The organism is Rhodococcus sp. MEB041, from assembly GCF_030208955.1.
Taxonomy (GTDB): domain Bacteria; phylum Actinomycetota; class Actinomycetes; order Mycobacteriales; family Mycobacteriaceae; genus Rhodococcoides.
Genome location: NZ_JARVSZ010000005.1, coordinates 229,335 through 251,535, shown reverse-complemented (window position 1 = coordinate 251,535; position 22,201 = coordinate 229,335). Strand labels below are relative to the sequence as shown.

Sequence of the window (22,201 nt, the reverse complement as noted above, 5' to 3'; positions counted from 1 at the left end):
ACCGACTTCAGAGAGGTGAGTGCGTTCATGAGTGAGACCGACATCTACGCGAAGATCAAGGACCTGGTCGACACCGAGCACGAGTTGCGTTCGCGCACCGAAGCAGGCGAGCTCGATCCGAGCGAGGAGCGGGCGCAGCTCGACCAGCTCGAGAAAGCACTCGACCAGTGCTGGGACCTGCTGCGTCAGCGGCGCGCCAAGAAGGACGCCGGACTCTCCCCCGACGACGCCGAGGCGCAGTCCGTCTCACAGGTCGAGAACTACCTGCAGTAGCTAGACGAGCCCGTCCGTGAGTCGACGAGGGAGCACGCGCAACACGACGTCGATCGCCTTCCAGGTGAGGCCCGGCAGCGCGGAGCGCGTGACCTCCTTCTCGATGGCCGCGACCATCGCGGAGACGCCGTCGTCGAGTGAGGACATCAGTCGACCGGCGTCTCCGGCGCGGGAGGACATGTCGGTGGCGACATATCCGGGCAGAACCGTGGTGACCGCGATGGGTGTGCGGCGGAGTTCGGCGACCAGCGCCTCGCCGAGTGCCGAGACTCCCGCCTTCGATGCGGAGTACACAGCCTTGGATCCGGGTAGTCCGCGATCGGCACTCACCGACGACACGAGGACGAGGTGACCGGCATTCTGCTCACGGAACACCGCCAGCGCTGCCTCGACCTGGGACACCACTCCGACGAAGTTGGTGCGTGCGGTCTCGAGGTTGGCGTCCGCGCGGCCGGTGCCGAGCCTCGCGCCCTTCCCGAGACCGGCGTTCACGATCACGCGATCGAGCCCGCCGAGTGTCTCCCGCAGCGCGTCGATCCCCGACACCACCGACTCGTGATCCGTCACGTCCATCGCGGTGACCGCCACGGTGATGTCCGGATGCCGGGCGGTGAGCTCGGCGCGCAGAGCCTCGAGCCGGTCCACCCGCCGGGCACACAGCCCCACGTCGCGGCCCATCGCCGCGAACCGCCGCGCCATCTCCTCGCCCAGACCCGAACTGGCCCCGGTGATCACGATCTTCTGTCTCCCCATCGGGCACACACTAGCCACCACGACCCACTCAGAACTCTGGAGGATCAGTGAGCGACAGCAGCACCGACGAGTACGACGTCATCGTGATCGGCGGAGGGCCCGTCGGCGAGAACGCGGCGCAGTACGCGATCGCGGGCAGTGATCGCACCGCCGCCATCGTCGAGCACGAACTGGTGGGCGGTGAGTGCTCCTACTGGGCCTGCATGCCCAGCAAGGCGCTGCTCCTGCCCGCCTCGGTGCTGAACCAGGCCCGGGCGATGCCCGGGGTCCGCGAGATCGTCGGCGACGCGCGACTCGACGTCGACGCGGTGTTCGCCCGCCGCGAGAGCTTCACCCACGGGCTCGACGACTCCTCCCAGGTGTCGTGGGCCGAGGGCGCGAACATCCACGTCGTGCGCGGTCACGGCCGGGTGTCCGGCGAGCGCGAGGTGACAGTGGGCGATCGGGTCCTGCGCGCTCGGCACGCGGTGGTCCTCGCGACCGGCACCACGGCCACGGTGCCGCCGATTCCCGGACTGCGCGAAGCACTACCATGGACGTCCCGCGATTCGACCAACCTGCACGAGGTGCCGGAGCGGATCATCGTGATCGGCGGGGGCGTGGTCGCCTGCGAGTCGGCGACATGGTTGCTGGCCCTCGGCGCCGAGGTCACGATGATCGTGCGCGGAACCTCGCTGCTGGCCGGATCGGAGCCGTTCGCCGGGGCGGCGGTGGCCGACGCTCTGACCGCCGCGGGTGCGCGCATCCTGTTCGAGTCGCAGGTCGCCACGGTGTCGCGGCCCGACGCGCAGGACACCGGGTACGGCCACCTCCACGGTGGGCCCGCCTCGGTGACGATCGGCGACGACACACTCGAGGTCGACGAGATCCTGGTCGCCGCCGGCCGACGGCCGGCCACCAAGGACCTAGGGCTCGACGCGGTGGGCCTCCCCACCGGGGACTCGATCGCCGTCGACGACCATCTGACGGCGAAGGACGAGTGGCTCTACGCGGTGGGCGACGTCAACGGTCGCGCCCTGCTCACCCACATGGGCAAGTACCAGGGACGCGTGTGCGGCGACGTCATCGCCGCGCGCGCCGAGGGTCGATCGATCGACGGCAGCAGGTTCCGGGCGAGTGCCGACCACGGCCAGGTGCCCCAGGTCGTCTTCACCACCCCCGAGGTGGCGTCGGTGGGCCTCACCGAGAAGAAGGCGCGGGCCGCCGGTCTGCCGGTGCGGGTGGTCGAGATGGACATCGCCGTCGCGGGAAGCTCCCTGCGCCAGGACGATTTCGCCGGACACGCGTCGATGGTGATCGACACGTCGAGCGACGTGATCGTCGGATTCACGCTGGTCGGCCAGGGCGTCGCGGAACTCCTGCACGCGGCCACCATCGCGGTGGTCGGCCGCGTCCCGCTGGAGACCCTGTGGCACGCGGTCCCGTCCTACCCGACGATGAGCGAGGTGTGGTTGCGCCTGCTCGAGGCCGCTCGCAGCGGAAGCTAGCCGCGTGGCAGCGGCTGGGCGCGCCGTACGGACAGTGCTGCTCGCTCGGGGTCGAGTGGGACCGGGGAGATCACGACACCGGGTCCGACTCGCAGCGTGCCCGAGCTGATCGGCGCGGTGCGCAGACCACCGCGTCCGATCAACGCCTTGCGGGTGCCGTCCACCACCATGCTGTCCATCCACGCGCACGGGTGCGCGGGACGCCCCCCACGCAGGAGCACCGGGCCGTCACCGGTGTCGATGACGAAGTCCTCGCCCCGGAGCGGGTCGAGTTCGAGACCACGCACGACGATGTTGCGGCGGGCCACGCTCACGTCGCCGTCCCACGGCTCGTCGTCCGGGTGCAGGGCGTTCGCCTCGGCGACCGCCGTCTCCCACGCCTCGACGGCCAGGAACGTGATCGCCGCCTCGGTGTGCGCCTGGACGCCGAAGAACCGGTCGCCCCGGATGCCCTTCCCGGTCACCACCTCGACGGACGACGGCAGCTGCGTGCGTACGTCGGCGGCGGGTCCGTCCTTGCTGCGACCGAAGTAGGCATGTGACGGAGACACGAGAAGCTGCACGATCTCGATGGGACAGGTGAACGTCATACCCCGAGTGTGCTCACTCGGCTCTCCGTATAGTCGGCCGGATGGGGCAGGGAGACTTTTCGACAGAGATCACCACGAGCGAGGGGCGGGTCCGCGGATTCGTCGCGCGCGGTATTGCGCAGTGGCGGGGCATCCCGTACGCGCAGCCGCCGGTCGGACCGCTGCGGTTGCGGGCACCGCAGCCGCCGACGGCGTGGGAGGGCGTCCGGGACGCCACCCGCTGGGGTGACGCGGCGGTCCAGGACTCGGGCCGCTCCCCCATCGGTCCCATCAAGGGACAGGGCACCAGCGAGGACTGCCTGACGCTGAACGTCAGCGCGCCGGCCACCACGCCCGCCGGCCCCCGCCCCGTCATGGTGTTCATCCACGGCGGCGCCTACACGCTGGGAACGTCGGCCACCTCCATGTACTCGGGCACGTCGCTGGTCCGCCGCGGCGACATCGTCTACGTCTCGCTCAACTACCGGCTCGGCGCCCTCGGATACCTCGACTTCCGACAGTTCTCGACGCCCGACCGGACCTTCGACAGCAATCTCGGGCTGCGGGACCAGGTCGCCGCGCTGCAGTGGGTCCAGCGCAACATCGCCGCATTCGGCGGCGATCCGGACAACGTCACCATCTTCGGCGAATCGGCCGGCGGCAACGCCGTCACCACGTTGACGACCGTGCCCGCCACGAAGGGCCTCTTCCACAAGGCCATCTCGCAGAGCTCGGCGCCGGGCATGGTCGCCACGTCCGACCGTAGCGAGAAGTGGGGACGCGACTTCGTCGAGTTGCTCGGTGCCACTCCGGACACCGCCGCCGACACGCTCGCGGGAGCCGACGTGGCCGACCTGCTGAAGGCGGCTCACCGGCTGGGTTCGAAGAGCCTGAAGGAGACTCCGGGGCTCATTCCGTTCGGCCCCAGCGTCGACGGGGACTACGTGCCGGAGGCGCCGCTCGAGGCGTACCGATCGGGCCGCGCGCATCCCGTCCCGATGATCATCGGCAGCAACGAGCACGAGGGCACCCTGTTCCCCAAGTGGCTCGACGCCCTTCCCACGAATGCCGAGCGCATCGACCGCCTGTTCGCGAACACCGACCCGTCGGCCAGGGATCGCATTCTCGCCGAGTACCCCGGATACCCGAAGGGCCTGTCCGCCATCGACTTCGGCGGCGACATCACCTTCTGGCGACCGTCGCTGGAGATCGCGGACGCGCACACCGAGCACGCGCCCACCTACGTGTACCGCTACGACTACTCACCGCGGTTGTTCGACCTGCTGAAGCTGTACTCGACGCACGGTTCCGAACTGTTCGCCGTGTTCGGCGTCTACCGCGCCCGCGTCGGCAAGTTCTTCGCGATCCTGGGCGACTGGGGCAGCTCGGTGGCTGTCACCGACGAGGTGCAGAAGCAGTGGCTCGCCTTCGCGAGAACCGGTGCGCCCGAAGCGGACTGGACCCAGTACGAGGTGCCCGGGCGCGCCACTCGGATCTTCGACAGCGCGACGCGGATGGAGAACGATCCGCTCGGGTCCCGTCGCGCTGCGTGGGAGGGCTTCAGCGGCTACGACACACCGACCGGATCCTCGGCCGGTACGGAGAACGAGTCGTCGCAGGACTTCCGCTGATCGGCTACTTCACGAGACGGGACAGACGGCGGTCGGCGAGAATCCGGCCGCCGGTCTGGCACGTGGGGCAGTACTGGAACGACCGGTCGACGTAGGACACCTCGCGCACGGTGTCGCCGCAGACCGGGCAGGGCATGCCCGTCCGCGCGTGCACCCGCATACCGGACCGCTTCTCGCCCTTGAGCCGCGCCGCGTCCTGACCCTCGGACCGCGCGACGGCGTCGAGCAGGACCGAGCGCATCGTGGTCCACAACAGGGTCACCGACTCGGGGGTGAGCGAGGCGGTGGTGGCGAACGGCGAGAGCTTCGCGGTGTGCAGGATCTCGTCGCTGTAGGCATTGCCGATCCCGGCGAGCAGGTGCTGATCCACCAATGCGGTCTTGAGCCGAGAACTCTTGCGGGCGAGTAGTTCCGCGAACTCCGGCTCCGTCACCGCGAGGGCGTCCGGGCCCAGGCGGGCGATGCCGGGCACCTCCTGCGGATCGCGCACGACCCACACGGCGAGCCGCTTGCGCGTCCCCGCCTCGGTGAGGTCGAACGCGGGCGTGAGCCCCTCCGGCGTGAAGAGATGGACACGGAGTGCGAGCGGCCCCTTGCCCGGCTTGGGCGGCGCCGACGACGGATTGTCCGTCCACCGCAGCCAGCCGCCGCGCGACAGATGCGTGACGAGCCAGAGCCCGCCGGCCTCGATGCCGAGGTGCTTGCCCCACCGGGCCGCGCCCGTGATGTCCTTGCCCTGCAGATCGGTGACCGGCGGGTCGAAGGTCTTGAGAACGCTCAACGCGGCCACGTCGATCCGCCCTATCACCGCTCCCAGCGCATGCTCACGGAGGAAGCCCGCGAGAGCCTCGACCTCGGGTAATTCCGGCACACCTCGACCCTAATCGGAAGTCACGGTCGATGGACGAGATAGGTGTCCATCACCCAGCCGGCCTCGGCCCGCAGAGCCGCCCGGCGCGCGACGATCTCGTCCCCGATATCGTCGACGGGGCCTGCCAGGATCACCTCGCCGGGCGTGCCCAGGTTCGCGCCCCACCACACGTTCCACCCGGGCAGCGACCGGAAGCTGCAGTCCGAGTCGAGCATCACCACGGCCGCCGTGACGCCGTCGGGCAGGCCCTCGTCACGAAGCCGGCGACCGGTGGTGGTGAGGACCGGCTCCCCCACTCGGTTCATCACGATGCGGTGCGCGGCCGCGAGCGCCGACGGACTGGTGACACCCGGGATCACCGAGACCTCGAACGGGCTGTCGAGCACCGCGCGCACCCGCTCCACCACGCGCAACGTGCTGTCGTAGAGCGACGGGTCGCCCCACACCAGCATCGCGCCGACCGACTCGGACGGCTCCGCGTCCACGAGGTCGGCGAGCATCCGGGCGCGGAGGTCGTGCCAGGTGTCGACGGCGTCGTCGTAGTCCGACGGCGCGCGGTCGCGCGGCGGATCGGTGAACTCGACCACGCGATGGTCGGTCGGCACGTGCTCGCGCAGGATGCGGGTGCGGACGTCGACCAACTCCTGCTTCTGCGCGCCCTTGTCGATGACGAAGAAGACGTCGACGGTGTTCATCGCCTTGATCGCCGCGACGGTCACCTGGTCGGGATCCCCCGCTCCGATACCGATCACGTGCATGGTCCTCATCTGCCTGAGCCTAAGGTGTAGCCATGGTCGCGACGCCCTACGAGGATCTGCTCCGCCGCGTGCTCGCGGAGGGCACGCCCAAGTCCGACCGCACCGGGACCGGCACCACCAGCCTGTTCGGCCACCAGATGCGGTTCGATCTGTCCGAGGGATTCCCGCTGGTGACCACCAAGCGCGTGCATCTCAAGTCGATCGTGCACGAGCTGCTGTGGTTCCTGCGAGGCGAGTCCAACGTCGCCTACCTGCGCGAGAACGGCGTCACCATCTGGGACGAGTGGGCCGACGAGAAGGGCGACCTGGGGCCGGTCTACGGAGTGCAGTGGCGCTCGTGGCCCACACCGTCGGGCGACCACATCGATCAGATCTCGCAGGTGATCGACACCATCCGCCGCGACCCCGATTCCCGACGCATGATCGTCTCGGCCTGGAACGTCGCGGAGATCCCCGACATGGCACTGGCTCCGTGCCACGCCTTCTTCCAGTTCTACGTCGCCGACGGAAAGCTGTCGTGCCAGCTGTACCAGCGCAGCGCCGACATGTTTCTCGGCGTGCCGTTCAACATCGCGAGCTACGCCCTGCTCACGCACATGGTCGCCGCGCAGACCGGCCTCGAGGTGGGCGACTTCGTGTGGACCGGCGGCGACTGCCACATCTACGACAATCACGTAGACCAGGTGCGCGAGCAGTTGACGCGAGACGCGTTCCCCGCCCCCACGCTCCGACTCGCTCCACGTGACTCGATCTTCGACTACACCTTCGACGACATCGAGATCGTCGACTACCAGCACCATCCCGCGATCAAGGCACCCGTAGCGGTATGATGATCGGGTTGGTGTGGGCGCAGGCGCACGGCGGCGTCATCGGCAAGGACGGCACGATTCCGTGGCGGGTGCCCGAGGACATGGCGCACTTCCGTGAGGTCACGGGATCCAGCCGCGTCGTCATGGGGCGGCGTACCTGGGACTCGTTGCCCGCACGGTTCCGCCCTCTGCCGGGCCGGACGAACATCGTGCTCAGCCGTGACGCGTCCTGGTCCGCGGAGGGTGCCGCACGTGCCGCCACGATGGACGAGGCGCTGCTCGGCGGCCACGACACGTGGATCATCGGCGGCGCGGACATCTACCGGCTCGCCCTGCCGCACGCCGATGTCGTCGAGATGACCGAGATCGATCTGGACGTCCCCGGCGGCGACACGGTCGCTCCCGAGGTACCGGCATCGTTCACCCGGACCGAGGGCGCCTGGCAGACGAGCAGCGCATCCGATGTTCGCTATCGATTCGTGCGCTACACGCGCTGATTCGCCGCGCCGGGGCCCGCTGAGCGGGACAATACGACGCATGGACAAGAAATCGCTGACCGCGCTCGCTCGGCAACAGCTGAAGCTGGCGAAGACCGCGTCCAGCGGGCGGAGTTCGCACACCGTCTACGGCGGACATCAGCGCAGCCTGCGGCAGACCGTCGTCGGCCTGGCCGCCGGCAACTCGCTGGCCGAGCACGATCTGAACGGGGAGTCCACGGTCCTGGTCCTCAGCGGCCAGTTGCAACTGGTGAGCGGTGAGCGATCCTGGAAAGGTTCCGCGGGCGATCTCCTCGTCGTCCCCGACGCCCGCCACAGTGTGGAGGCCGTCGAGGACGTCGCGTTCCTGCTGACCGTCGCGATGTAGGACGGGCAGGCCGGAGGCCGGGCAGGCCGGAGGCCGGTCGATCGAAGACGGTCGTCAGATCTGTCAGACGGCGATGGCTTCGCCGCGTTCGCGGTCGCGGGCGAGTGCTCGGTCGCGTGACTCCTCGAAGCGCACCGCCTGCTTCTCGAGGTCGGCCAGGTAGTCGGCCACCATCTCGCGCAGCTTCTCGCCCTCGGGTCCGAAGTCGGTGCGCTCGAAGATGTCCCACTTGCGCAGCACCGGCATGATGACCTCGTCGAGGTGCTGGCGCAGGTCGTAGATGCCGTACTTCGCGATGAGGACGGCGTTGCGACGGAAGTCCGGCTGGTTGAGCCCCGGCATCTGGAAGTTCATGACGACGTCGGCGATCGCCTTCATCGTCTGGTCCGGCGCGAGCTCGATGGCCGCCGAGCACATGTTGCGGTAGAAGATCATGTGCAGGTTCTCATCGGCCGCGATGCGGGCGAGCAGTGCGTCGGCGATCGGATCGTTGCAGGCCTTGCCGGTGTTGCGGTGCGACACCCGGGTGGCCAGCTCCTGGAACGTCACGTAGGCGACGCCGTGCAGCAGGTTGGCGCCCTCCATCGGCGAGTCGATACCGACCGTCATGTGCTCCATCCGCGCCTGCTCGAGCGCGACGGGATCGACGCTCCGGGTGACGACGAGATAGTCGCGCATCGCGATGCCGTGGCGGTTCTCCTCCGCGGTCCAGCGACCGACCCAGGTTCCCCAGGCCCCGTCCATCGAGAAGTTCTCGGCGAGCCCGCGGTGGTAGGAGGGCAGATTGTCCTCGGTCAGCAGGTTGGTGACCATGGCCGCCTTGGCGACCTTCGACAGCGACGACTGCTCCGGCGACCAGTCCTGGCCGCCCAGCATCGCGAAGTTCTTGCCGTCGCTCCACGGGATGTAGTCGTGGGGGTTCCACGGCTTGGCCAGCGTCAGATGGCGTTCGAGATTGGTTTCCGCTACCGGCTGCAGTTCGCGCAGCAGCTCGATCTGTGACAGCACCTGTGGCATGAGGTTCCCCCGTGACGCGTCGTGTTCCGTCGACCTGGCCGGCCGACGAGAGGTGACGCTAGGACGGGTCCGATCGGGCCACCGCCGCCTTGCGTCGATGTTGGGACGAGTCGCAGGACGGTCCGATTCCGCCTGGCTCGGGTCACAGCGCCGCGAGGAAACGCGGGACGAAACTACACATATGAACTTTTATTGCCCTACAATCTGAACTTGCGCCCCGTTTTTGTGCGAGTGACGAGCCAGTCGACCGTCGACGTGGAGGGAAACCGCCACGTGACACGGAGTGGACGTACGGCTCGCCGACCGGAAGGAACTAGTTACGTGAGTGTCGAGAACACGCAGTCGTCCCAGGCGGCTGCGGTGGAGAAGAGCACCACCGGACTCATGGTGGCAGGCCGCACCGGCGTGCCGCCACGCGACCTCGAGAACGTCGCTCGTCGGACGGTGGGTCAGCCGGCTGCGGCCACCCGCACGTCGACACTCGGCGCGACCCTCCGGGCTGACGTCACGGAACTGACGGTGTCCTGCCTGTCCATGGCCGTCGGCGTCGGCGACGCACCCACCACCTCGGACGAGGACATCGACGAGCTCGGTGGCCGCGCGGCGCAGTGGGCCCGCGAGGGTGTTCCGCTCCGCGCCGTCCTCGGCGTCTACCACGAGGGCATCCAGATGGGCTGGGACCTGGTGTCCGAGCGCGCGACGGGCAATCTCAAGGCTGTCGCCAAGGCGTTCGTCGCCCTGTCGGAGCGCATCTCGACGGCCGCGTCGGCCAGCTACGTCGACGAACTGCAGGCCGTCGCGAGCGAGCACCACACCGCCGCGCACACCGTCGTCACCGCACTGCTCAGTGGCCACAACGCGCGTTCGGTGGCCCGCCAGTCGGGCATCGAGCTCGCCGACTCGTTCACCGTGCTGGCCGTCTCCATCGCCGCGCATCCCGACGAGTCCAACCCCGCCCTGCCGCGCGCGGTCACCGCCCGTCGCAAGCTGCGCCGCGTGCAGGCCGAGCTGGCCCTCGTGTGCGACCGCTCCCCCCTGTCGATGCTGTCCGCCGAGGGCGGCACCATTCTCGTTCCCGGCGAGCGCGACGACGAATGGGTCGCCACTCTCGTGGAGCGCATGTCCGTCGCCGCCGAGACCGCGGTCACCGCCACCGTCGCCACCAGTTCCGTCAACGACGTGCCGGCCGCCTCGGATCAGGTGCACGAGCTTCTCGACCTCGCCCAGCAGCTTCGTCGACCCGCCGGTGTCTACCGCATGACCGACCTGGTTCTCGAGTACCAGCTCACCCGCCCCGGCCCCGGCCGGGCGTACCTGTCACGCGTTCTCGTCCCGTTGGACAACTCGCCCGAGCTGCTCGAGACCCTCGAGATCCACATCAACCACGACCTCAACCGTCAGCGCTCGGCGCGTCAGCTGCACCTGCACACCAACACGGTCGACTACCGCCTCAAGCGGATCGCGCACCTCACGGGGTTCGATCCCACGCGCCCGTCCGGAATGCGGCACCTGCAGGCCGCACTGGTGGCACGCAAGCTGGAGGCCATCTCGCCCAGCGCCTGACGGCCACGTCGACCCGGTAGAGTGCTGAGCGTCAGCCCGGCTCTCACCGGGTCGGCCCTCGTAGCTCAGGGGATAGAGCAACCCTCTCCTAAAGGGTAGGTCGCAGGTTCGAATCCTGCCGAGGGCACCGAAAGCCCCGCTACAGTCCAGCCATGACGCGCGCGCTCCTCCTGGTGGCAGCCCTGTTCGGCTCACTCGTCCTGTCGGTGCCGGCCGCGTCGGCAGCACCGTCGACAACCTGGCTCTGCCGGCCCGGCACCGCGGATCCGTGTGGTGGTGGCACCGACGCCCCTGTCGACTGCTTCTACGTCTACCCCACCGCCTCTCTGCAACCGGCGCAGTCGGCGAACCTCGACGCGTCCCCCGAACTCGCCTTCGCCGCGGCGGCGCAGGCCCGCCCGTTCGACTCCGTGTGCAACGTCTGGGCTCCGGTCTACCGTCAGGCCACGCTGCTGAGCCTCGCCACGGCCGACGGTCCCGCACGCGATGCGGCACTCGCCGCGGCCTACGTGGACATCGATGCGGCGTGGACCGATTTCCTCGCGCAGCGGAACTCGGAACGCGGTGTCGTGCTTGTCGGCCATTCGCAGGGTTCACGCATGCTGCGCACGCTCCTGCAGCAACGCATCGAACCGGATCCCGCGACGCGAGCGCTGTTGGTGTCCGCCATCATTCCCGGCATCTCGGTGCGGACGGCGGACTTCACCACCGTCGCCCCGTGCACGGATGTGAGCGAGACCGGTTGCGTGGTCGCGTATTCCACGGTCTCGCGCACTCCCCCACCCGACTCCCGCTACGGCGGCGACGGCATCATCTGCACCAACCCGGCGTCGCTCGAAGCGAATGCCAGGACGCCGGTACTGGGGCCGTTGCCGAACCTCACGGCGCAGTGCGACGGTGACAACGTGCTCATGATCGACGGCCCCGGAGCCTCGGCCCTGCCCACGCTGCCGAACGCGACCTGGGGGCTGCACCTGCTGGACCTGACGATTCCGCAACAGACACTGGTCGATCTGGTGCGGTCGCAGAGCGCGGCGTTCACTGCCTGATCGCACACCGATTCCGTGAGGCGCACACCCGCTGCGGCCTGTTGATAGGGGTGTGCGCCCACCAGAGGGGGTGTGCACACCCCTACCGGGCCAGCATCTCCCGCGCACCCACCGCAGCCCCGTGCGCACTGGTCACACGGGGTGCGCACACGCGAACCAGACCCGCACGCCGAAGCGCACACCGATTCCGTGAAGCGCACACCCGCTGCGGCCTGCTGGGAGGGGTGTGCGCTCCCCAGAGGGGGTGTGCACACCCCTACCGGGCCTTGCACCGAAGCGCACACCCACCGCAGCCGCGCGCGCTCATCACCCGGGTGCGCACACGCGAACCAGACCCGTACTCCGAACCGCACACCAGTTCCGTGAGGCGCACACCCGCTGCGGCCTGCCGGGAGGGGTGTGCGCCCACCGGAAATGGTGTGCACGCACTGCCGATCCCGTTCCGCCACAACAACTCCACCCGGCAGAGCGTGCACGGCGCCGGCCCCACGCGCTGCGAGACGGCGGTCACAGCGACCGACCGGCTACACTGGGGCACGCTGCTGCGCCACTGTGCGCGGCGTACGTCGTGGAATCAGCACGAATTTTTCTTACGGCGATCGGAACTGCCCACCGGCAGTCTCGCCATTCTGCGCTCCGCCACAGGAGTGCTCAGATGCCCGAAAGGCACTCGAACTCTTCATGACTTCTCCCTCCTTCGCCGACCTCGGCGTCAGTGACCGTCTCGTCCGCGCTCTCACAGCTGCCGGCATCGCGTCACCGTTCCCCATCCAGGCGGACACCCTGCCCGACACGCTGAAGGGTCGCGACGTCCTCGGACGCGGAAAGACCGGCAGCGGAAAGACTCTCGCGTTCTCCATCCCCATGGTGTCCCGCCTCGGCGAGACGTTCTCGGGCGTCCGCAAGCCCAACCGCCCGCGTGGTCTGATCCTCGCCCCCACCCGTGAGCTGGCCACCCAGATCGCTGCCGCCCTCGAGCCGCTCACCATGGCGTCGAACCTGCGCGTCACCACGATCTTCGGTGGCGTCTCGCAGGCACGCCAGGTCACCGCGCTCAGCCGCGGCGTCGACATCGTCGTCGCCTGCCCCGGTCGCCTCGAGGATCTGATGAAGCAGCGTCTGGTGACGCTGGACGACATCGAGATCACCGTGCTCGACGAGGCCGACCACATGGCGGACCTGGGCTTCCTGCCCGGCGTCACGCGCATCATGAAGGCCACACCCTCGCACGGACAGCGCATGCTGTTCTCGGCGACGCTGGACAACGGCGTCGACAAGCTGGTCAAGCAGTTCCTCACCGACCCGGTGCAGCACTCGGTCGACGAGGAGAACTCCCCCGTCGCCGCGATGACCCACCACATCTTCGAGGTGGGCGGTGTCGACGGCAAGAAGGCGCTGGTCCAGCGTCTCGCCTCCGGTGAGGGTCGCCGCATCCTCTTCATGCGCACCAAGCACCAGGCTCGCAAGCTGGCGCGTCAACTCACCGAGGCCGGCATCCCGTCCGTCGACCTGCACGGCAACCTGTCGCAGGCTGCGCGTGACCGCAACCTCGCTGCGTTCTCCAACGGCGATGCGCGCGTGCTCGTGGCCACGGACGTCGCGGCGCGCGGTGTGCACGTCGACAACGTCGAGCTGGTCGTCCACGTCGATCCGCCCGCCGAGCACAAGGCCTACCTGCACCGCAGTGGCCGTACGGCCCGTGCGGGCAGCGCCGGCGACGTCGTCACCGTCGTCCTGCCGGAGCAGCGTCGAGACCTGTCGGTCCTGATGCGCAAGGCCAAGATCGACGCGGCGCCGCAGCGCGTGACCGTCGACTCACCGGCCGTCCAGGAGCTGGTCGGCGACGTCGCGGCCTACGTCAAGCCCGCTCCCAAGGAGGCCGCACCGGCTCCGAAGCAGCAGCAGCCCGGACGCGGACGCTCCACCCGCGGCGGTCATGCCGGCAACTCCAACGGGGGTTCGGGTCGACGTCGTCGCCCCACCACCGCGCGCAGCGAATCAGCCGGTTACCGGGGCTGATCGCCGAGCGATCCCGACGCTGAGCACCGCCGCCACGACGCAGAGACCAGCTGCGCCGAACCAGGCGGCGGTGTACTCACCGGTGGCATCGCGCACGACCCCCGCCACCACGGACGCGATGCCCGCGCCCACCTGGTGCGAGGCGAACACCCAGCCGAAGACCAGCGGCCCCTGCGTGCCGAACACCTCGCGGCACAGAGCGATGGTGGGCGGCACCGTGGCGACCCAGTCGAGGCCGTACACGACGATGAACACCACGATCGACGGGTGCAGGGCGTCGGACAGCAGCGCCGGCAGGAACAGCAGGGCGACGCCTCGGAAGGCGTAGTACGCGCCCAGCAGCAGTCTCGGATCCACCCGGTCGGTGAGCCAGCCCGACGCGATGGTGCCCACGATGTCGAAGATCCCCACCACGGCCAGCAGTCCCGCGGCCGTGGTCTGCGGCATGCCGTGGTCGTGCGCGGACGGGATGAAGTGCGCCCCGACCAGCCCGTTCGTGGTGGCGCCGCAGATCGCGAAGCCCACCATCAACGCCCAGAACGTCCGCACGGACGACGCGTCCCGCAGTGCTCGGATCGCCCGCATCGCGGGATTCCCCGTGACGAGCACCGGGGCGGCCTGCTCGGTCGCCCCGTACGGCAGCTCCCCCACCTCCTCCGGGGAGTTCCGCAGGAACAGCAGGACGAACGGCACCACGGCCAGCGCACCGCCCGCCACGACCAGTGACGCCGTCCGCCATCCCGAGCTGTCGGCGAGCGCGGCGACCACGGGCAGGAAGATGAGCTGACCGGTCGCGGACCCGGCCGTGAGGATGCCGGACACGAGCCCGCGCCGCCGCACGAACCAGCGGTCGGTGACCATGGCGGCGAAGACGAGTGCCATCGATCCGGTACCCAGGCCGATGAGCAGCCCCCACGTCAGCAGGATCTGCCACGGCGCTGTGACGAACACGGTGAGGGCGCTGCCCAGGGCCACGACGGTGAGGGCGACGGACGTCACCGTCCGGATGCCGAAGCGGTCCATCAGTGCCGCCGCGAACGGTGCGGTCAGCCCGAAGAGCAGCAGGTTGACACCCACCGCCGCGGACAACACGCCGCGCGACCAGCCGAACTCGTCGGTGATCGGCACCATCAGCACCGACGGAGCGGCGCGGAACCCCGCGGCCCCGAGGAGTGCGAGGAACGCCACGGCGGCGACGATCCAGGCCCGGTGCACGCGTCTCGGGCGCGTGATCTGCACGGCGGCGTCGGAGTCGGACGTCATGGCTCACTTTCTCGTTCCGCGGGTCTCCGTCGGAACGGGAACCGGACACGCCGGTGGCACACTCGAGGGGTGAGATCCAGGACGGCCACAGGTCGCGGTACGAAGACGCTACACCCGGACGAACTCGCGACCGGATCGGTGATGACCGCCCTCGCCGTCGCGTTCTCGGTGATCGGCGCCCTCATTCCCGTGGCGGGTGCGCTGCAGATCGTCGCCGTCGTCCCGTTGGCCGTCATCGCCCACCGCCACCGCCTGCGGGCACTGGCCGTCGCCGGTACCGCCGGCATGCTCGTGTCGTTCGTCGCGGGCGGGTTCGGCACCGCGCTGACCATGACGATCTCCGGAGTGCTGGCCGGCATCGTGGGAGTGAGCGTCCGACGCGGACGTGGGTTCACGTCGGTGCTCACCCTCTCGCTGCTCACCGGCGCCGTGGTGGGCGCCCTCTCCGTGCTGATGCTGCTGATCCTCAGCGGACTGCGCGAGCTGTTCCTCACCGTCCTCGACAATTCGATCCGCGGCAGCGCGGACATCGTCGGCAGGATCGCACCCGCCGAGGACGTCGCCACCGCCGTGGCCGACTACGCCTCCTTCGCCCTGGGGTACTGGTGGGTGCTCGTCTTCGTCTCGGCGCTGATGTCGACGGCCGTCAGCGGCGTCGTCGCGTGGTGGGTGCTGCGCGCCACCCTGTCCCGCCTCGGCGAGCTGGAGTCGCGGGGCGAGTTGCCCGACGTCGTGATCACCCCCGACGACGCGGCCGCACCGCACCCCGTGCCCGTGCGGTTGACGGGCGTGACCTACCGCTACCGGGGCGGTCACGACGACGCGCTGGGCCCACTCGATCTCGAGATCGTGCCCGGCCGTTTCGTGGCCGTCGTCGGCGCCAACGGATCCGGCAAGTCGACCCTCGCTCGCATCCTGGTGGGCACCGAGCCGACGGGCGGCCGGATCGACCGGACGGGTTCCACCGGGCTCGGCCTGATCGGCGGAACCGCGATGATTCTGCAGCATCCCGAGTCCCAGATCCTCGGTACCCGCGTGGCCGACGACGTCGTGTGGGGCCTGCCGGCGGCGGCGCGGCCGACACCGGACCGTGTAGAGGCCCTGCTCGCCGAAGTGGGCCTGGCCGGGTACGGGCTGCGCGACACCGGCAGCCTGTCCGGTGGCGAACTGCAGCGCCTCGCCGTCGCCGCGGCGCTGGCTCGCGAACCACGGCTGCTGGTCGCCGACGAGGCCACCGCGATGATCGACCCGGAGGGTCAGCGCGATCTCGTCGAACTGCTCGCCCGGCTCCCCCGTCGCCACGGCATGGCCGTCGTCCTCATCACCCATCGCGCGACCGAGGCAGCACTGGCCGACGACGTCGTACGGCTCCACCGCGGCCGCCGGGTGATGCACGACCCGAACTGGATGTCGTCGACTCCGCTACGGACGGATCCGCTGCCGCCGCCCGGACCACCGTTACTGGTGCTGCGCGGCGTCGGACACGTGTACGACCGACGCGGTCCGTGGGCCACCCGCGCGCTCGAGGGAATCGACCTCACGGTGCATCGCGGCGAGGGGTTGCTCGTCATCGGCGGCAACGGCTCCGGCAAATCCACGCTGGCCTGGATCATGGCCGGCCTGACGAAGCCCTCCGAGGGCACGTGCGAGCTCTCGGGCAAGGCCACGTCGTCGGCCGTCGGCACCGTCGCGCTCTCGTTCCAGCACGCTCGGTTGCAACTGCAGCGCCGCACCGTGTCCGAGGACATCGAGGCCGCGGGGGGAACCGACGTGGGCACCATCGACGTCAGCCGTGTCCTCGACCAGGTGGGACTCGATCGCCGCATCGCGGGCGCGCGTGTCGACGAACTGAGTGGCGGGCAGATGCGGCGCGTCGCGCTGGCCGGACTTCTGGTGGGCAAGCCGGACGTCCTGGTGCTCGACGAACCGCTCGCCGGACTCGATCCGCCGGGTCGACGGGAGATCACCGCCCTGCTCACCCATCTGCGCCGCACGGGGCTCACCCTCGTCATCATTTCGCACGACGTCGACACCCTGGCGTCCGTCCGCTCGCGCACCGTCGTGCTCGACCACGGCACCGTGGCGCCCGAGTCCACGAACGACACCATCGAACGAGGAGCGACCCGGTGAGAGGCACACTGCTCCGCGAACTTCCGCGGGAGACGTCGGTCCACCGACTCTGGGCGGGAACGAAACTCGTGGCGGTCACGCTGCTGGGCGGGTCGCTGGTGGTCTACCCGACCTGGCCGATGCTCGCCGCGGTGTCCGTCGTCCTGCTGCTCGCGGCGATCGCCGCGCGGGTCCCGGTGTTCGCGATCCCCGTACCGCCGTGGTGGCTCTGGGGACTGGTCGCGTTCGGTGCCGCAGTGAACGTGGTGGTCGGCGTCGACGCCGTGTGGATCTACTTCCGCGGCATCCTGTTCGGCGTCGTGCTGCTGTGGGCGACGCTCACCGTGGCCTGGACGACGTCGATGGCGGACATCGCACCGGCCATCGCCACTCTGTTGTCGCCCCTGCGCAGAGTCGGTGCGCCCGTGGACGAGTGGGCCGTCTCGATGGCTCTGCTGCTGCGGTCGCTGCCGATGTTGGTCGACGACGTCTACACGCTGGTGGCCGCACGCAAGCTGCGACCCCGCAAGAGCACGCGCAGCGGCAAGACGCAGGACACATTCCTCATCGACATCATGGCCGCCATCATGTCGGTGGCCATCCGGCGGTCGGCCGACATGGGCGAGGCGATCGCGGTGCGCGGCGGCAGCGGCAGCATCACATCGGGCCGACGTCGCCCGCACGGATCCGACGCGGTCGCCCTGGTGCTGGTGATCGCCGCGTGCGCGACGGGGGTCGTACTGTCCTGACGCTCAGGAGAAGACGGTGACGAACGTGTCGACCGACTTCTCGATGTCGCCCTTGAGCGCCCGCGCCACACCGGATCCCACGGGACCGAACAGGGGCGCGCCGCCGAGATCGATCGTCATCTTCAGCTCGGAGCCGTCCTTCTTCTCCGCGACGGTGAGCTTCAGCGAGACCTTGACCCCGCCCTTGCCCGCGCCCTTCAGTTCGAGCTCGCGCGGCGGGGAGTACTTCTTCACGGTCCACTGCACCCGGTTCCGCATGCCCTTGACCGACACCACGGACGCCATCTGCGTGCCTTCGGACAGTTCGGCGGGCAGGTCACTGCGCCACCCGTCGTGAATGCTGAGCCATTCCTCGTACCGCGTCAGATCGGATGCGCCGTTCCAGGCATCCTCCGCGGACAGAGGAACGATGCGGACCACCTCGAGTTTCGCCACGCCGTGAACACTAGCGCGTGACGACACCCGCGGTGGCCCGCATCGTGTCCGAACTTCCAGGACGAATGCTAGTGAGCGACCGGCTTCTCGGCGCCGACGCCGGTGAGGGATCGCACCTCCATCTCCGCCGCCTTGTCGGTGCTCTCGTTGTCCTTGCTCGTCAGCGTTCCCACGATGCCGAGGATGAAGGCGAGCGGGATCGAGACGATGCCCGGGTTCGACAGGGGGAACCAGGCGAAGTCCGAGCCCTTGATCATCGCCGTCGCCGAGCCGGACACGGCCGGGGAGAAGATGATGAGCACGATGGTGGAGATCAGACCGCCGTACATGCTCCACAGCGCGCCGCGCGTGGTGAAGCGTCGCCAGAAGAGCGAGTACAGGATGGTCGGCAGGTTGGCCGCCGCGGCGACCGCGAAGGCCAGCGCCACGAGGAAGGCGATGTTCTGTCCGTTGGCCAGGATGCCGCCACCGATGGCGAGGATGCCGATGACGACGGCGGTGATGCGAGAGACCTGGACCTGCTTCTTGTCGTCGACCTTGCCCTTCTTGATGACACCGGCGTAGATGTCGTGAGCGAAGGACGCGGACGCGGTGATGGTGAGGCCGGCGACGACCGCGAGGATCGTCGCGAAGGCGACCGCCGAGATGACGCCCAGCAGGATCACGCCGCCGAGTTCGAACGCGAGAAGCGGTGCGGCAGCGTTCTGACCGCCGGCCGCGGCGAGGATGCGGTCCGGTCCGACGATGGCGGCGGCGCCGTAGCCGAGCACCAGCGTGAAGAGGTAGAACGCACCGATCAGCGCGATGGCCCACACGACGCTGCGACGGGCTTCCTTGGCGGTGGGCACCGTGTAGAAGCGCATGAGCACGTGCGGCAGGCCGGCCGTGCCGAGCACCAGGGCGATACCGAGCGAGACGAAGTTCAGCTGCGACGTGGCCGAGCCGCCGTACTGGGCGCCGGGGGCGAGAACGTCACGCGCGGCGACGGTCTCGGAGACCGAGTCGCCGACCATGGTCTGCGCGCTGCCGAGGATCTCGGACAGGTTGAAGCCGAACTTGGCCAGCACCATCACCGTCATGAGACCGGCACCGGCGATGAGCAGCGCGGCCTTGATGATCTGCACCCAGGTGGTGCCCTTCATACCGCCGACGAGGACGTAGACGATCATGAGGACGCCGACGACCGCGATGACGATGGACTGTCCCGTGCGATCCGAGATGTCGAGGAGCAGTGCGACGAGGCCGCCGGCTCCGGCCATCTGCGCGAGCAGGTAGAAGAACGACACCGTGAGTGTCGACAGCGCGGCCGCGGTACGCACCGGGCCCTGCTTGAGGCGGAAGCTCAGCACGTCTGCCATCGTGAACTTGCCGGTGTTGCGCAACATCTCGGCGACGAGAAGCAGGGCGACGAGCCACGCGACGAGGAAACCGATGGAGTACAGGAAGCCGTCGTAACCGTAGACGGCGATGGCGCCCGCGATGCCGAGGAAGCTCGCCGCGGAGAGGTAGTCACCGGCGATGGCGACACCGTTCTGCGGTCCGGAGAAGCCGCCGCCCGCGGTGAAGAACTCCGCGGAGGTGGCGTTCTTCTTGCTGGCCTTGATCACCACGGCCATGGTCACGATGACGAAGACCGCGAAGATCGAGATGTTGACGAGCGGGCTGCCGACGGTCTCGGCCTCGATCGTCTGCTGGGCCAGGAACTGCTGCGCGGCAGAGTAGGTGGTCACTGGAGGGGTCCTTCGAGTTCGTCGCGGATCTTCGCGGCACGGGGGTCGAGCTCACGGTTCGCGAACTTCACGTAGATGCCGGTGATGGCGAACGTCGTCACGAACTGTCCGAGTCCGAGCAACAGTCCGACGTTGATGTTGCCGAAGACGCGGGTGGCCATGAAGTCGTGTGCGTACGCCCCGAGGAGCACGTACGTCGTGTACCAGATGAGGAAGAAGGCGGCCATCGGGAAGACGAAGCCGCGCAGGCGCTTCTTGAGTTCCTGGAACTCGGGCGTGGCCTGCATGTCGACGAAGTCCTGGGGGGACGGGGTCCGGGGTTCGGGGTGTGCGCCCGAATGGGGTTGTGCGGTGGTCACGGGTGCTCCTACGTGTCGGGAGATACTCGGATGACGGTAGTGAGACCACCATCACACCGATACGGCGTGGCGCCGATCACACGCCGAGCAGCGCGCCGGTGCGCCGAACGGTCTGCCGGGCGGGACGAACGGTCGTGCCGCTCACTGCTTGCGCAGTCGCTCCACGCCCAGACCGAGGCGTTCGGGTGCGTGCATGGCCGACATGATGCGGCCGATGTCCAGCGGTATCGAGGAGCGAGTCGCCAGCGACACCGTCACCATGACGGCGAAGGCGAGGGGCACGCTGACCGCCGCCGGGTAGCCGACGATCGCCGCGGCCCACCCACCCAGGAGCTGGTCGGACACCCCGCCGAGCACGGCGAGGGATGCGGCGGCCGTGGAGACCCCGCCGCCGACGATCAGCCCCGCGGCGGCCCCGGCGGCGGTGAGACCGCGCCACCAGATGCCGAGCACCAGCAGCGGACACAGCGTCGACGCCGCGACGGCGAACACGAGCCCGACGGTGCGGGAGAGGTCGAGCGTCACCAGCCCGACCGACAGCAGCAGCGGACCGGTGCCGGCCACGATCGCGGCGATCCGGAAGTCGCGTACCCGGCCGCGCAGGACGTCGGTGCTGAGCACTCCGGCGATGGTCACCAGCAGTCCCGACGACGTGGACAGGAACGCCGCCATCGCGCCCGCGGCGACGAGTGCGGCGAGCAGCAGCCCCGGCACCCCGTCGATGGCCGCCGACGGCAGCAGGAGCACGGCCGCGTCGGATGCTCCGGTGATCAGCAACTGGGGAACGTACAGGCGTGCGAACACACCCAGCACCGTCGGGAACAGGTAGAACACCGACAGCAGACCCACCACGGTCAGCGCCGTCCAGCGGGCCGCCGGCCCGTCCGGGTTGGTGTAGAAGCGCACGAGGACGTGGGGCAGCCCCATCGTGCCGAGGAACGTGGCGAGGATCAGCGAGTACACCTGGTACAGCGGGAAGGGACCACCGAAACCGTTGCCGGGCGAGAGCCAGTCGGAGCCCTCGACCGGTGCGCCCGCCACCACGGGGACCGGCGATCCGGCCTCGAGTTCGAGCACCGTGCCCGACTGCAGGGTGTGGTCGCCCGCGTCGAGTGTCGTCGGTCCGTCCACCGCGGCGCCGTCGACGGTGCCGCGGACCACGACGTCGAGGTTCTCCTGCACCTGCACGACGACGTCGGTACTGATGTCGACAGTCGTGGCGGTGTCCACGGACGGCGGTGCGGGGGTGCCCATCTCGCGCGGATCGGCCGCGAAATGCACCGCGAGCACCAGCGCCGGTACCGCGACGGCCGTCAGCTTGAGCCAGTACTGAAACGCCTGGACGAACGTGATGGAGCGCATGCCGCCGCCGACCACGTTGAGGATCACGATCACTCCGATGACAGCCGCGCCGACCCAACTGGGAACGCCGAGAAGGATGTTGAGGGTGAGCCCGGCGCCCTGCAGCTGCGGGACGAGGTACAGCGCGCACACCCCCGCGACCACCAGCATGGCCAACGTGCGGAGCCGCGCCGAACCGAGGCGGAACTCGGCGAAGTCCGGCACCGTGTACGCACCGGACCGTCGCAGCGGCGCCGAGACGAACAGCAACAGCCCGAGATACCCGGCCGTGAAGCCCACCGGGTACCACAGTGCGTCGGCACCGTACTTGGCAATCAGGCCCGCGACCCCGAGAAACGATGCGGCCGAGAGGTACTCACCGGACACGGCCGCGGCGTTCCACCGCGGACCCACGCTGCGGGAGGCGACGAGGAAGTCGGAGGTGGTGCGCGCCAACCGGACTCCGTAGGCGCCCACCGCGACGGTGGCCACAGCCGAGAAGATGACGGCGAGCACCGTGGGGACGGACACCATCAGCGCGTGCCGGACGTG

General features: G+C 69.3%; 21 protein-coding genes and 1 tRNA gene. 12 read left to right on the top strand and 10 right to left on the bottom strand.

Annotation, left to right across the window (positions count from 1 at the left end; translation table 11 throughout):
* Positions 1-27: 27 nt before the first annotated feature.
* The gene (locus tag QRN16_RS15295; protein ID WP_027504165.1) at positions 28-273 is read left to right on the top strand and encodes a DUF2630 family protein; all 246 of its coding nucleotides are present in this window, start codon (positions 28-30) and stop codon (positions 271-273) included.
* Here QRN16_RS15295 and QRN16_RS15290 read toward each other — a convergent pair whose 3' ends face one another.
* Positions 274-1,026 carry an SDR family oxidoreductase gene (locus QRN16_RS15290; protein ID WP_285187973.1) on the bottom strand — a complete coding sequence of 251 codons (753 nt, stop codon included), beginning with the start codon at positions 1,024-1,026 and terminating at the stop codon, positions 274-276.
* 47 nt (positions 1,027-1,073) lie between these two features.
* Between QRN16_RS15290 and QRN16_RS15285 the strand changes: the two genes are divergently transcribed.
* Complete coding sequence (locus tag QRN16_RS15285; protein ID WP_285187970.1) at positions 1,074-2,513, top strand: dihydrolipoyl dehydrogenase family protein; 1,440 nt, start codon at positions 1,074-1,076, stop codon at positions 2,511-2,513.
* Here QRN16_RS15285 and QRN16_RS15280 read toward each other — a convergent pair.
* Complete coding sequence (locus QRN16_RS15280) at positions 2,510-3,103, bottom strand: molybdenum cofactor biosysynthesis protein (protein WP_222641575.1); 594 nt, start codon at positions 3,101-3,103, stop codon at positions 2,510-2,512. The genes QRN16_RS15285 and QRN16_RS15280 overlap by 4 nt on opposite strands.
* A gap of 41 nt (positions 3,104-3,144) precedes the next feature.
* Between QRN16_RS15280 and QRN16_RS15275 the strand changes: the two genes are divergently transcribed.
* Entirely contained in the window at positions 3,145-4,713 is a 1,569-nt protein-coding gene (locus QRN16_RS15275; protein WP_222627719.1) for a carboxylesterase/lipase family protein, read from the top strand.
* 4 nt (positions 4,714-4,717) lie between these two features.
* Here QRN16_RS15275 and QRN16_RS15270 read toward each other — a convergent pair whose 3' ends face one another.
* Positions 4,718-5,584, bottom strand: a complete 867-nt coding sequence (locus QRN16_RS15270) for an Fpg/Nei family DNA glycosylase (protein ID WP_285187966.1) — start codon at positions 5,582-5,584, stop codon at positions 4,718-4,720.
* Positions 5,585-5,604: 20 nt separating this feature from the next.
* Complete coding sequence (cobF, locus tag QRN16_RS15265) at positions 5,605-6,351, bottom strand: precorrin-6A synthase (deacetylating) (RefSeq protein WP_285187964.1); 747 nt, start codon at positions 6,349-6,351, stop codon at positions 5,605-5,607.
* A gap of 23 nt (positions 6,352-6,374) precedes the next feature.
* On the opposite strand from cobF, the gene QRN16_RS15260 reads away from it, so the two are divergent.
* From QRN16_RS15260 to QRN16_RS15250, 3 genes are read left to right on the top strand one after another with little or no spacing between them, the layout of a single operon-like run.
* Positions 6,375-7,172, top strand: coding sequence for a thymidylate synthase (locus QRN16_RS15260; protein WP_056446937.1), 798 nt, complete (start codon positions 6,375-6,377; stop codon positions 7,170-7,172).
* Positions 7,169-7,648, top strand: coding sequence for a dihydrofolate reductase (locus tag QRN16_RS15255; RefSeq protein WP_285187962.1), 480 nt, complete (start codon positions 7,169-7,171; stop codon positions 7,646-7,648). Before QRN16_RS15260 ends, QRN16_RS15255 begins: the two co-directional genes overlap by 4 nt.
* Positions 7,649-7,688: 40 nt before the next feature.
* Positions 7,689-8,015, top strand: a complete 327-nt coding sequence (locus tag QRN16_RS15250; RefSeq protein WP_027504173.1) for a cupin domain-containing protein — start codon at positions 7,689-7,691, stop codon at positions 8,013-8,015.
* Between the two features lie 63 nt (positions 8,016-8,078).
* Here QRN16_RS15250 and QRN16_RS15245 read toward each other — a convergent pair whose 3' ends face one another.
* Positions 8,079-9,032, bottom strand: coding sequence for an acyl-ACP desaturase (locus QRN16_RS15245; protein ID WP_027504174.1), 954 nt, complete (start codon positions 9,030-9,032; stop codon positions 8,079-8,081).
* 321 nt (positions 9,033-9,353) lie between these two features.
* On the opposite strand from QRN16_RS15245, the gene QRN16_RS15240 reads away from it, so the two are divergent.
* The 4 genes from QRN16_RS15240 to QRN16_RS15225 all read left to right on the top strand — a co-directional run bounded on the left by QRN16_RS15240 (position 9,354) and on the right by QRN16_RS15225 (position 13,663).
* A complete protein-coding gene (locus QRN16_RS15240; RefSeq protein WP_350310215.1) occupies positions 9,354-10,595 on the top strand; it encodes a PucR family transcriptional regulator in 1,242 nt (413 codons plus the stop codon).
* A gap of 54 nt (positions 10,596-10,649) precedes the next feature.
* A tRNA-Arg gene (locus tag QRN16_RS15235) sits at positions 10,650-10,722 on the top strand.
* A gap of 25 nt (positions 10,723-10,747) precedes the next feature.
* Complete coding sequence (locus tag QRN16_RS15230; RefSeq protein ID WP_285187957.1) at positions 10,748-11,644, top strand: DUF3089 domain-containing protein; 897 nt, start codon at positions 10,748-10,750, stop codon at positions 11,642-11,644.
* Between the two features lie 681 nt (positions 11,645-12,325).
* Positions 12,326-13,663 (top strand): DEAD/DEAH box helicase, encoded by a 1,338-nt coding sequence (locus QRN16_RS15225; protein ID WP_222627727.1) that lies wholly within the window; start codon positions 12,326-12,328, stop codon positions 13,661-13,663.
* On the opposite strand, the gene QRN16_RS15220 is transcribed toward QRN16_RS15225, so the two are convergent.
* Positions 13,643-14,926: an MFS transporter gene (locus tag QRN16_RS15220; RefSeq protein ID WP_285187954.1), complete on the bottom strand. Its 1,284-nt coding sequence runs from the start codon at positions 14,924-14,926 to the stop codon at positions 13,643-13,645. The genes QRN16_RS15225 and QRN16_RS15220 overlap by 21 nt on opposite strands.
* Positions 14,927-15,067: 141 nt before the next feature.
* Here QRN16_RS15220 and QRN16_RS15215 point away from each other — a divergent pair, with 141 nt between their 5' ends.
* Positions 15,068-17,056 carry an ABC transporter ATP-binding protein gene (locus tag QRN16_RS15215; protein ID WP_285187952.1) on the top strand — a complete coding sequence of 663 codons (1,989 nt, stop codon included), beginning with the start codon at positions 15,068-15,070 and terminating at the stop codon, positions 17,054-17,056.
* Complete coding sequence (locus tag QRN16_RS15210; protein ID WP_222641590.1) at positions 17,053-17,784, top strand: energy-coupling factor transporter transmembrane component T family protein; 732 nt, start codon at positions 17,053-17,055, stop codon at positions 17,782-17,784. Before QRN16_RS15215 ends, QRN16_RS15210 begins: the two co-directional genes overlap by 4 nt.
* 3 nt (positions 17,785-17,787) lie before the next feature.
* Here the strand turns inward: QRN16_RS15210 and QRN16_RS15205 are convergent, their stop codons facing one another.
* The 4 genes from QRN16_RS15205 to QRN16_RS15190 all read right to left on the bottom strand — a co-directional run bounded on the left by QRN16_RS15205 (position 17,788) and on the right by QRN16_RS15190 (position 22,183).
* A complete protein-coding gene (locus tag QRN16_RS15205; RefSeq protein WP_056446917.1) occupies positions 17,788-18,219 on the bottom strand; it encodes a type II toxin-antitoxin system Rv0910 family toxin in 432 nt (143 codons plus the stop codon).
* Positions 18,220-18,287: 68 nt separating this feature from the next.
* Complete coding sequence (locus QRN16_RS15200; protein WP_231476145.1) at positions 18,288-19,949, bottom strand: monocarboxylic acid transporter; 1,662 nt, start codon at positions 19,947-19,949, stop codon at positions 18,288-18,290.
* Positions 19,946-20,308, bottom strand: a complete 363-nt coding sequence (locus tag QRN16_RS15195) for a DUF485 domain-containing protein (protein WP_027504182.1) — start codon at positions 20,306-20,308, stop codon at positions 19,946-19,948. Before QRN16_RS15195 ends, QRN16_RS15200 begins: the two co-directional genes overlap by 4 nt.
* A 141-nt stretch (positions 20,309-20,449) precedes the next feature.
* Positions 20,450-22,183, bottom strand: a complete 1,734-nt coding sequence (locus tag QRN16_RS15190) for a sodium/solute symporter (RefSeq protein ID WP_056446914.1) — start codon at positions 22,181-22,183, stop codon at positions 20,450-20,452.
* Positions 22,184-22,201 lie beyond the last annotated feature (18 nt).